This is a genomic window from Erythrobacter donghaensis (assembly GCF_001557325.1).
In the GTDB taxonomy this organism is placed as follows: Bacteria; Pseudomonadota; Alphaproteobacteria; order Sphingomonadales; family Sphingomonadaceae; genus Erythrobacter; species Erythrobacter donghaensis_B.
In genome coordinates this window covers 1-6,328 of sequence record NZ_LSJS01000014.1, presented here as the reverse complement: position 1 = coordinate 6,328, position 6,328 = coordinate 1, and the positions used below count along the sequence as shown (strand labels likewise).

6 protein-coding genes are annotated in these 6,328 nt (G+C 56.0%); all 6 read right to left on the bottom strand.

Annotation, left to right across the window (positions count from 1 at the left end; genetic code table 11):
- Window positions 1-40 precede the first annotated feature (40 nt).
- On the bottom strand, window positions 41-1,342 hold the full coding sequence (locus tag AX692_RS00270; protein WP_073975222.1) for a DUF3883 domain-containing protein: 1,302 nt from the start codon (window positions 1,340-1,342) through the stop codon (window positions 41-43).
- Window positions 1,343-1,413: 71 nt separating this feature from the next.
- The gene (locus tag AX692_RS18610) at window positions 1,414-2,673 is read right to left on the bottom strand and encodes a DNA adenine methylase (protein ID WP_081095034.1); all 1,260 of its coding nucleotides are present in this window, start codon (window positions 2,671-2,673) and stop codon (window positions 1,414-1,416) included.
- The gene (locus AX692_RS18605; RefSeq protein WP_196489986.1) at window positions 2,658-4,025 is read right to left on the bottom strand and encodes a DNA adenine methylase; all 1,368 of its coding nucleotides are present in this window, start codon (window positions 4,023-4,025) and stop codon (window positions 2,658-2,660) included. The genes AX692_RS18610 and AX692_RS18605 overlap by 16 nt, the downstream gene beginning before the upstream one ends.
- Before the next feature lie 194 nt (window positions 4,026-4,219).
- Window positions 4,220-5,014, bottom strand: coding sequence for a hypothetical protein (locus AX692_RS00265; RefSeq protein WP_067399342.1), 795 nt, complete (start codon window positions 5,012-5,014; stop codon window positions 4,220-4,222).
- A 143-nt stretch (window positions 5,015-5,157) separates the two neighbouring features.
- Window positions 5,158-5,781: a hypothetical protein gene (locus AX692_RS19370; protein WP_067399345.1), complete on the bottom strand. Its 624-nt coding sequence runs from the start codon at window positions 5,779-5,781 to the stop codon at window positions 5,158-5,160.
- Window positions 5,782-5,861: 80 nt separating this feature from the next.
- Window positions 5,862-6,328: hypothetical protein (locus tag AX692_RS19900; protein WP_196489987.1), on the bottom strand; the 467-nt coding region annotated here is incomplete at its 5' end.

Here is a 6,328-nt window from a genome sequence, read left to right as displayed (position 1 = left end):
CATCAAACCCAGTGACCGCTAACTGAAACGGGTGCGGCCTTCACCGGATGGATACCTCGAATGCTACGCTATAAGTAGTTGGAGTGAGGGTGATCTTTCCAGCAAACGGATATCGGATCTCACAACATTTGGGCGCGTTCGCTAATTGAGCAACTCTAAGAATTACGTACTGCTCACCCTTTGTATCTGCGCACGCCAATTCGGATGCGGATAAGAAAAATCTGGTTTCCATTGGGCCAAGCGTTCCTTTGACCTCAATATATCGGGGCGTGCCATCCAACTCGAATGACTCGATGTCATATCCGAGTGTGTCGTCTTCCTCCGACACATGCCTGAGCTTCTTCACCAATTCGGGTTTTTCACGCAATCGCCACCTCTCGTAGGCAATAGCGAATTCCTCTCCAAGCTTGCCAACCGCATCATTCGCATGAGCCTTCTGCTTGTGATCGACTTTTTTCGGCCCACCCCCTTTTCCGCCCCCGGACGGTTCGGCCTTTGGTCTCGGACGGTCAACAAGAACGGACGAAAAGTCGATCTCGGCTGGGAGAACCGGCGCAGGCTTCGGTAAAGGCGGTAGAGCTTCGTCCCCGCTAGCCCCTACCGCACCAGCGATGATCTCTAGGGTAGGCGGCTCTATGGACGCGCCATAATCAGCGAGAATCGCTTCAATCTTGGCCTTTTGAGTCTCGTTGAATGGCGACCATAGAGTGGGTTTTTTGGGGAAACCGAAATGATTGAGAATTGCAGGTGCGGACTGACCGTCACTTAAGACGATTTCCAAAGCCATGCAGAACGTGGCGCGATGGCGACCGCGTGGTACCTTCCCGCCGATTGCGTCTTCGATCCTCTCTCCGCCGCTAATTGCGGCTGCGCTTGCTCCGGTGTTTCGCGCGTACTCCGCAAGGTCGAATTCGATGTCAGCGACTTCGATGCTCTCGTCGCGGTATGCTAATCCGGGGGAGAAACCTTCTCTCTCGAAATCGAGGTAATTGATTTGATAGAGCGAATCCCAGTTATCGATTAGTTGGAGGGGATCGAAGTGCGTCCTTAGGTCCGACCAATATGCGAAGAATGAATCGAAGCCCTTGTCGCCAATCCGGCGCGCCTCGAGGGCCATCAGAAGAAGGCGGGCAAGTTCATCGGTCTTGGCATCAGAGTCGACACCGTATCGCTCCCAAGCGCCAAGAACCTCCGAGCCGAGGTCCGTAAGCGCCTCACCACCTGTCACCACGAGACCCGCATTTTTCAGGTCAGTTATGCGCTGTCGCGCGTCCGTTACCGCGGGCGGATTGCCCTTTCGGATCGCTTTTAGGTGCGCTGAAGCATCATCGAAATCGCGCATAGACGTGGCGAAGGGATCTAGGCGCCTGTCTTGCGCATATCGTGCCTCAGATGCAGCTTCGAGCCATTCGATTACACGGTCCCTAAGGCCGAGCCCTGTCCAATCCACTGCGCACTCCCGAGATCATCTACGTTCTCTGCAGGCTTACCCTTACGCGCTACGAAAAGGAATTCTTGGATTGGTTTTCCGCTATAACCCCCATAGCTCTGATAGTTCCGCCTCTCGACGGGAACGAAGTTATAGGAGCCCTCAACGAACAGGTCGCTGTGGAAGAATTGTTCCAGAAGTTTCTTACCCTCTGTTTCTGCACTCTCCGACTTGAAGTTCCCCCAATGGTTTGGGCCATCGAAATAGCTTAGGATCACGTAATCGGCGTCAGAGCGTTCAATCAGCGTTCGAAGTGATGGGATAAATTTATCTCGATTACAGAACGTTGACTTGAAGTCATCCTTCATATTTTGACCTCTAACATACTGTATGTTAGAAAAATATCCATCTAGATCTGCAATGTCCGCATAGCAAGAGAGAAGATTTAGCATAAAGTAATAAGAAGTATATTGCCGGAAATTATAAGGCGGGTCGAGATAAATTACACGATGGCGCGGAAGAAATTTTGCGAATTCGAGTGAGTCTTGAGCCTTGCCGATGTACCGGCTAGGTGGCCCCGAGAAGACTGCCGGGTCGGGCATCCGCAAAGAAATCGGCTTAAGGGCTCTGCTGTCTACGAATCCTCTCGGGAAGTCGTGATACGTCCCTTGAGTGTTGCTGACCTTTTCGACCGCACTGATGAGAGCGGCAGTAAGGATGCAACGTCCTTGTTCAGTTATCAGCCCCGTCTCATATCGGAATCGGATCCTACTTAGCGCGCGATCAATAGCGCAGGCGTTCGCTGCGGAGAAAAACTTACGACGGCCAGATGTACCTCGTTTGCTTACAAAGCCGCTCTTTTGACCTTCTTCACAGTAGTGATCGAAGATGTCCGTCCGCCTGTAGCGAGTGGGGACATCGCTCACATCTTCTTCGGTGAGCCGTTCGAGTTCCTCTTGCCAGTAGGCCCAAGACACAGCGGGACTCATCGGTGTGAGGCCCGGCGGATCAGGTAGCTCGCCAGCTGAAAAGTAGGCTTTCGCGAACAGCCAAGAAAAATGATTGATATCGTTTGGAGCAACTTCGAAACCGGCGGAGCGCAGGGCCGTTGATACGGCGAGCGACCCAGAGAATGCATCGAATATCAAGTCCCCCGGCGAGGCTATTCCCTTAACAAGATCGACGATCGTGTCGGCCAGGAGCGACTTATTGCCAAGATAGCGCTGAATCAACGTCGTTTGCATGTAATCAAAATCTCAGGGTCATCACGCTTGGCGTTGGACGCTGAAGCGCTGTTAAATTGACGATAACGGTGACTTAGCTGAATGCACTCGACGTTCGAGCGCCCATATTCGCCGAAACAGATATCAAGCAACTGCTCGAGGGAAATCATTCGTGCGTTGCCACGCGAACTAGCAGAGGATTGAGAGTAGCTTATCACCAGGGCCGCGCCACTTGTATTGGCCGCATTTATAATCGCTTGGAATGCCAAAGGCGCCTTTCGTTTAGAGGAAAAAGACGATTTGTAACGTTCAGTTGGGTACAATCCAGTGGTCAAATGCCCGTTCTCGAAAAGTTTCGGATAATCATAGGTGCAAATGGTCTCTAAAACATGATAAAATCTCGAGTATTGCTGCGCGGTGTAGGGGGGATCTAAATAATACAGATCAGCCCTTTTTCCATCTATGGCATATATTTCAGCGGGCCCCCGCCAAGCTTCATGGTCGCAATCAATTCGGTTCGCGTGATTGTTGATTGCCTCACAGGCTTCTGCGAACCCTCGTTCGATATTTATGCGACGGTCCTGCAAAAGGCGAGCGGCTAGAAATCGTTCGTTTCGTGAACTGCCAGCGTTGAGCGGCTGGGCGAAATGCTTGCCTGCCGTGTGAGCAGCAGCGGAGGCTGCTGACATGATTGCAGTTAGCGAGGCGGAGTACTGCCAATCCGTGATACGGCCTGCCGAGCGAGCCAATTGCACGTTGTGCCTCAATTCGTCTAAGGCGAGTGCTTGCCGGACCCCAAAGTATGAGCCTGCATATATGTTGGTGAGCAGCATGGACTCTTCTAGCGCAGAGCGTCTCTCCCCGGCCTCGACGCGAGCGCGAAGGGCATGATTTGGTGTTCTCCAAATCAGCGGTAGGCTAGAGTAAATCTCTTCCAATGCCAGCGCATCTCCCCGACGAATTGCTTCGTCTTCGCTGACTAAATAAGGCGTCCATTCATCACCAAGATTGATGTTCGATGCAGTTAGTCCAGCCGCTGCAAGCGTGGCGAAGCTACATGACTCGCGAGGTCCTTTGCCGATCCCCAACATAGCTTTCGCAAAGATTACCGCGTACCTCTGCGTATCGACGGCGCTGACTTGATACCCACGTCGCGCGAACGCCTGCGCTACCACTGTTGTTCCTGTAAACAGGTCTGCAACCCGGCCATGAGACCCAATTAAAGCTTCAGTGGCGTCCAATATTTCCGGAAGGGCGCGGAGCTTGTTGCCGAGATACTGTATTGGGCGAAAGGGCAGGTCGCTCGAGCTAGTTTCAGGGAGATGCGTAGCATCACCTCGAGCGCCATAAACCTCAGCATCAATAAGTGTCACCAGACTTGCCTTCCCGTTGTTGCAACGGTCGCACAACGACCCAGCCCAATGGCGATGCCGTTACGCGAGGGCACTGCTCTTCAGCATGATAGTCACCAGCCTGCACGCCTGCAACCAGCTTGCGGTGCCATGAGGCTGTCAGGTGGGTAGCATACGAGCATTTTAGCTGAGACTGTTTATCGTCAATGGCACCGCTATGCCGCCTCGTGCCACTCGTCGCCCATGCGCGTGAACATTTCTGCCCGAAACTGGGCCAGCGGCGCTTCATGGGCTTCGGCGACGACTTTGTTCCGCAGGCACCAGTCGGCGATGTTGTGGAGGGCGGCGACCTGATCGATGTCGATCAGGTCATTGGCTCTCCAGTAAGCCAGCGCGATCATGGCGGTGAGGATGCAGTCGGTGCCGACCCGATGGCGCATCGCCTTCCATTCCTCGCCATTCTGCGGTTCGGCGATATCCGCCTTGCCTGCGAACAACTCGACAGGAAGGCCCAACCTCAGGCCGACCTCTGTCATGTGCGACCAGTCGCGCCCATTGCCCTTCATCTGCAAGGCAAGGTCGATATGGGGGCGCCATGAACTGCTCCGGGCAGCATACAACATGTTCGCCCGGAGTTGAGGCGGCAGCACGAGGCGGTGCTCGATCGCGGCAAGAGTAAGGAGCGGCAAATCGGCCGCGAGCCCGCTCCAGGTCACGGCGTGGGTGTCCGGGCGCTGGCGGAGATGTTCGAACAGCCTGCTTACCACCTCCAGCTCGTCACCATATTGATGCTCATCCCACGCGCGGAGTCCTCCGATCGCAATCGCGCCGTTGTCCAGCACTTCGATATCGAAGGCTGCGGCGGCGATAACGCGCCGGCAGGCGAGACGGTGGCGGATATTGCCATGGCGATCGGTATTCCTGTCGCCTTTCGGATCGATCGCGAGATAGGCCTCGTGGAGCTGTGGATCCCAGAGGGACTCGATGTCGATGAACGTGAACTTGGGCATTTCCTTTTTCCTTTCATGGGTTGATCCCAACCCACGCCCTTCCCCCTTCCTTTCGTTGCTCTTCCGGCTGTGCCGCTGTTGCCCGGGCTATTGCGCCTATGGTGTGCGGCGATCTCGTTCCCTGACGCCATTACGCATTGGCGTCAGAACGGGAGCGGCTTTGCCCGCTCGATCGCTTGCCAGGCATAGAATGCGGCAATCAGCGTCCGTGCTTCTGCCGGGCGACAGAACGCATTGGTGTAGAGTCCCCACAAGGCCATGGCTTCCAGCGGTGCCCGGCGCCGACGTTTGATCGGCGTAGAAGATCGCAGCGCCATATCGAGGCCAAGCTGCTGTCCGGCTGCGATCAGCCTGCTGTTTGGAACGGTGAATGGCATTGGCCGGAGACCGGGCACTCGGCGCAAAATCAGCTGCGTGTCATTGGGTGGGCGGACATCACCTTCTGCGCCAGTTCGGCGTAGCGCCTCGAATGCACGTGGTGGATGGCGAACCAGCAGGGTTGAACCGGCCGGGATGAGCTCGGCCAAGCCATCGATGATGGCGGCTCTGGTATCGTCCCGGCTCCACACCCGATGGACAATGTCGAACCGGGCTTCGTGTTTGCCGACCTTGTTCACCGTGAACAGGGCGTAGGACGATATCGCAGAACGCGGGGTGTATTCCGGGCGGCTGCGGATAATGATGAGCGAGCACAGCGTCAGAGGGTGGCGCGATCCCGACCCCGGGAGGGCACCGTCATCATCATCGCCGGTATCGTCATCATGCATGCAGTCTTCTTTCAGATACAGAAAAGGGCAGCGTTCCTGAGGAGCGCCGCCCTTTCGCGGTGGTTGGGGATGACGGCCCGTCAGCGGGGCCGTGCTTCCTGAACCGGGACAACAGCGATCCAGCTGCCGAACCGGAACTCGCCTGCTTCGGTGGTCACCGCCAACATGCGGCGGGTGAGATCGGCCCATGCCCGCTCAATGCCCTTCTTGAGCTTTCCCGCGGAAGGCACGGCACGCTCCACCAGACGGCCAGCCGCATCCAGTTCGAAAGCTTGCATTCGGTCGGCGCTTACCAGGAGCATCGGTTTGCCAACCCGGGTAAGGCACGGCTCGACCAGGCAAACATGCAGCTGTCCGTGGAAAGGACGCATCAGCAAAAGCCCGCGCAACTGCGTCGACACTTCATCGGCGAAGGTGGCCGCCAGCCACGGCCGCCGCTTGTCGATGGCCACGCCGGACAGGACCTGAATGCACTCAGCATATGTGCCGTTGACGGCGAATACCCCGAGGTCGCAGTCGCCCAATGCAACATCGACCGGTGCGGTCG

Excerpts from the sequence above, each read along its gene's own strand:
- AX692_RS00270 (WP_073975222.1), bottom strand. The coding sequence starts at position 1,342 with ATGCGCGATTTCGATGATGCTTCAGCGCACCTAAAAGCGATCCGAAAG.
- AX692_RS18610 (WP_081095034.1), bottom strand. The coding sequence starts at position 2,673 with ATGCAAACGACGTTGATTCAGCGCTATCTTGGCAATAAGTCGCTCCTG.
- AX692_RS00265 (WP_067399342.1), bottom strand. The coding sequence starts at position 5,014 with ATGCCCAAGTTCACGTTCATCGACATCGAGTCCCTCTGGGATCCACAG.
- AX692_RS19370 (WP_067399345.1), bottom strand. The coding sequence starts at position 5,781 with ATGCATGATGACGATACCGGCGATGATGATGACGGTGCCCTCCCGGGG.